Source organism: Colwellia sp. 6M3 (genome assembly GCF_014077595.1).
Classification (GTDB): domain Bacteria; phylum Pseudomonadota; class Gammaproteobacteria; order Enterobacterales; family Alteromonadaceae; genus Cognaticolwellia.
In genome coordinates, this window is sequence record NZ_JACGWF010000202.1 from 1 (window position 1) to 686 (window position 686).

General features: G+C 32.4%; 1 protein-coding gene. It reads left to right on the forward strand.

Going from position 1 to position 686, the window contains the following annotated elements; all coding sequences use genetic code 11:
• On the forward strand, positions 1 to 243 hold a 243-nt coding region (locus H4J50_RS19010), incomplete at its 5' end, for an Mpo1-like protein (protein WP_182257705.1).
• Positions 244 to 686: the final 443 nt, after the last annotated feature.

A 686-nucleotide genomic window follows, 5' to 3' on the forward strand; every position in this document is an offset into this window, starting at 1 on the left:
GCTATGGAGAGTGCATTGTGGATTGGTATAATAGGATTTATTATTGGTTGGATTATCCAATTTATTGGTCATATATATGAAAAAGCTAAACCTGCTTTTTTCGATGACATTATGGGTTTAGCTATAGGGCCGTTATTTTTAATGGCTGAAGTTTACTTTATGCTTGGTTTTGAGAAGAGCCTTGAAAAAAGCATCACACCAATGGCAATAGAAAAACGTAGATTGATAGAGCGTGCAAAGTAAAAGTGAAAGTAAGCCATTAGGGACGCACTTGCAGTAAGCTTCCCTAAAGGTGATATATTTACAACCATAACTGTATTTAACTCGCCAGTATTACTAGCTCTTCATAAAGATGCCTTAAAAGTAAAAATAATAAATACAAGGCATAAAATTGAGTACCCCTTATTCTACTTAAAAATTTCACGACACCTTAGGTTTATATTTTTGTCATCAAACATGAGCTGATGATCAAACCAATATTATACGCATCAGCTATTCTTAACTATTATTGTAAATCCCCCTGTAAACCTATACAAAATCTATACAAAAACTATACAAAAACTATACAAAAACTATACAAAAGCTTTACAAAAGCCATGTAAAACGGTTCAACACGATTAAAATTTGTAATATATCACTTAGCCATTAATAACCTCTCGCCAGTCAGCTTTGTATCAATGTATTAG